3 protein-coding genes are annotated in these 3,202 nt (G+C 36.5%); 1 reads left to right on the forward strand and 2 read right to left on the reverse strand.

Features of this window, described 5'->3' with window-relative positions; all coding sequences use genetic code 11:
• Nucleotides 1-336: 336 nt before the first annotated feature.
• Together AAC147_RS09795 and cspE are read right to left on the reverse strand one after the other, a co-directional pair.
• Nucleotides 337-1,035: an MgtC family protein gene (locus AAC147_RS09795; RefSeq protein WP_047686468.1), complete on the reverse strand. Its 699-nt coding sequence runs from the start codon at nt 1,033-1,035 to the stop codon at nt 337-339.
• A gap of 829 nt (nt 1,036-1,864) precedes the next feature.
• Nucleotides 1,865-2,071, reverse strand: a complete 207-nt coding sequence (gene cspE / locus AAC147_RS09800; RefSeq protein WP_038265922.1) for a transcription antiterminator/RNA stability regulator CspE — start codon at nt 2,069-2,071, stop codon at nt 1,865-1,867.
• A gap of 479 nt (nt 2,072-2,550) precedes the next feature.
• Between cspE and AAC147_RS09805 the strand changes: the two genes are divergently transcribed.
• Nucleotides 2,551-3,072, forward strand: a complete 522-nt coding sequence (locus AAC147_RS09805; RefSeq protein WP_047686472.1) for a YlaC family protein — start codon at nt 2,551-2,553, stop codon at nt 3,070-3,072.
• The last annotated feature ends 130 nt before the right edge of the window (nt 3,073-3,202 follow it).

A 3,202-nucleotide genomic window follows, 5' to 3' on the forward strand; every position in this document is an offset into this window, starting at 1 on the left:
TGAAGTGTTGAAGTGTTGAACTATGATAAATTCTTTTCTGAAATGATTAATTAGTTTTTGTGACGGCGCTCTCAATCATACACGCGATACTCAATTTTCCATCTTAATAGTTACCTCTTCTTTGCTAATAGAGAAGAATTTATAAAGTTTTTGGGGTTGCCTAACTGAGAATAATGTTCATTATCATTAATGAAAGTATTTATAATCAATACCATTCTATATTATTAATATAATGACGTTATTTCATAGGCAACACCTTATTCATACTAAGAAATGAAGGAGGATCGTCCACATAAGCTTCTTATAAAATAATTAAATTACTTATATAAAATTATTCTAAGCGGGTAACTCAGCAGCAATTTTCCAGTTAACTGAGCTAACGCTTTTTTCTAAACTCACTCGGCAAACAATCGATTCGATCTCTTTTTGCTTCGCAGGTGTTGCCAATATTTCTGCACACACCTCAAGTCTATTTGGTTGGAGGGTATCAGTACTACTTAATGATTGTAGCCGAATGTTTAATCCATTAATTGCTTGCAGGATCAGCGTTCTGATTAATATTTCATCACCAATATCACAGATAATTTGGATTTTATAACACTGCTCTAAATCTAAGGCTAGTTGTTGAGGCTGGGCATTAATTCTCTGAGCCGCTTCTCTCAACAAAATATTTGCGGATAGAATTATTGCAGTTGCAATACTCGCTGACCAATATTGCCCTAACCCACACAAAACCCCAATACCTGCCGAGCACCATAAAGTTGCCGCTGTATTTAAACCACGAATATTCATTCCTTCTCTCATGATCACGCCAGCACCAAGAAAACCAATACCGGATACAATCTGCGCAGCAATACGTCCGGGGCTATCAGTCGAAGTTGATATTGAACAGAGAATAAAAACCGCAGCACCAGTGGCAACTAAAGCATTGGTTCTCAATCCTGCCATGCGTTGACGCCACTGACGTTCTGCACCAATTAATGCCCCGAAACACATAGCGGATAGTAAATGGATAGCAATAGATGTTAAAAACATGACACTCTCCCAATAATATTAAAATGGATAAATATATTCCTTTTCCCTGCCAGGTTATTTATTCATTGGCTTAGCTCATTTACAGCCTCTACGCTGCAACCCAAAATCTATTAGGTATAGGATCCAGCTTAATTCAAGCTTTTTATAGCTGAGTACTTATTGGCTTCAAGGTTTCAGATAATCTCAAGCCTGCAATTAAAATGATCTTACGCTTTGCAGGTACTATCTCTAATCGCTATTCATGTTTTTGAATTGAGCTAAGGTTCAACGGGTGGCCTAAAGAAATAATCTCTTTATTTTGTACAATAGGAACAGGATCGAATACAGAAATTCGATCTGGTTATTGATATGTCCCCGGAGGGAACAAGGAATGAGTATAAAATTGCATTATAGATACCCCGACATACCTGTTGATACTATATTTAAAGATTTAAAGATTTAAAATAGCAGCTCTACAGCATTGCGTGATTTTTCGGGAGAGTACAACTCGTGGAATTGAAGCAGTACTGCACACCATTTCAGGTAAGCAGTAATTGAATGTAAATGAACAGCTTACCGGATTATTTTTTATTAAACCTAAAACTTTGACTGTTCAATTATCAGCACTCCGATAGAATTTGGCCGGGAGTATAAACAGGTAAAATTGATAAGTAAAGACCTTAATTAATAAATGAACTAAAAAAAATGCTATCTTTATCACCTGTTCAATAAAAAAATTACCGTAGTTTATAATATATAAATGTTATTTTTTTATTAAAAATCATCCTATAAACAAAAAGCCCGCCAAGGCATTTTAGCATGACGAGCTTAATAAGGCATGAAGGCTAAATTAGATAGCAGTTACGTTTGCTGCTGCTGGGCCTTTGGCACCATCTTCAATGGTGAACTCTACGTTCTGGCCTTCAGCCAGAGTTTTGAAACCGTTACCTTGAATGGCAGAGAAGTGAACGAATACGTCTTTGCTACCATCGGTTGGAGTAATGAAACCAAAACCTTTGGACTCGTTGAACCACTTCACTTGACCTGTCATTTTCATGTGACTTTCCTATATATCAAAAAAAACTCGCCACCTCGGGCATGTGTTGGCCAGTATCAGCTATTACTTATGGAGGCACTAAGAAGGAAACGGTCTACAAAGGCTACTTAGGATAGCACTTTTACACATAACGCATTAACTCAAGATGTCGTACATAAAGTAGGTCTGTTTATCAGGCCAGACGCATTAACGCACGACCGCACAGGAATAGCAACCTTTTTATGTATTATCGATCTAAAAAAAATTTATACGCTCAATATTAGAACAGAATAACCGAACAAATAGATGAAATTATGATTTTATTTGATTTATTCAACTTTTATCTTAAGAAAAAATTCTCATGTTCTTTCCAGACAATAACAGTTTTGCAAATAAAAAAAAGTAATTGCTATACAGGTGGATGCACTGGGCATGGTAACCTTAAAAAGGTTAACACTTTTAATTCGATAACAGATTTCTACAATAATTGGGCTAGTATTATGGATATCATCAAACAGACATTGATTCAGGATCTTGAGCGGATCAATCTCGCAGAGCATCGAGATGGTAAGGTGCACTTTAATAGCATTTTTATTCACCAGCATCCATACCTGTTTTTGGCAATGATCGTTGCTTATGCTTTCCTCGCTGTACTGATGTGGTATACCCCCTATTTTGGTGTTTGGTCACTTATTCTATTTACCATACTTTTTTTCACCATGGCTGCCGTTCTGCTGTTTGATATCAAACCGGTTTATCATTTTGAAGACATTGATGTACTAGATTTACGCGTCTGCTACAACGGTGAGTGGTTCGTTGATGAAAAAGTATCTCAGGAGGCTGTCAACACAATACTTGCTCATCCAAATGTATCTAACGAAATAAAGAATGAAATCAAACGAATCATCAGGCGAAAAGACGGAATTTGTTTTTATGATGTATTTATGATTGCGTGTTCAGAACAATCACCTTATTTTCAACCTCCTAAGGTTGAACAAAAGTATGTAATTTCAGCAAAGTAGCATATTCATAGCACAATGCGCTCATATGATGAGCAACCAATAGAAAAATAGAATTTTTGCGTTGACACTCTCTGAGTTCATCGTTAATATTCGCCTCGTTCTCAGGAACGCAGCAATTCCTCCATAGTTC

Source organism: Xenorhabdus sp. NBAII XenSa04 (genome assembly GCF_963866145.1).
Taxonomy (GTDB): Bacteria; Pseudomonadota; Gammaproteobacteria; order Enterobacterales; family Enterobacteriaceae; genus Xenorhabdus; species Xenorhabdus indica.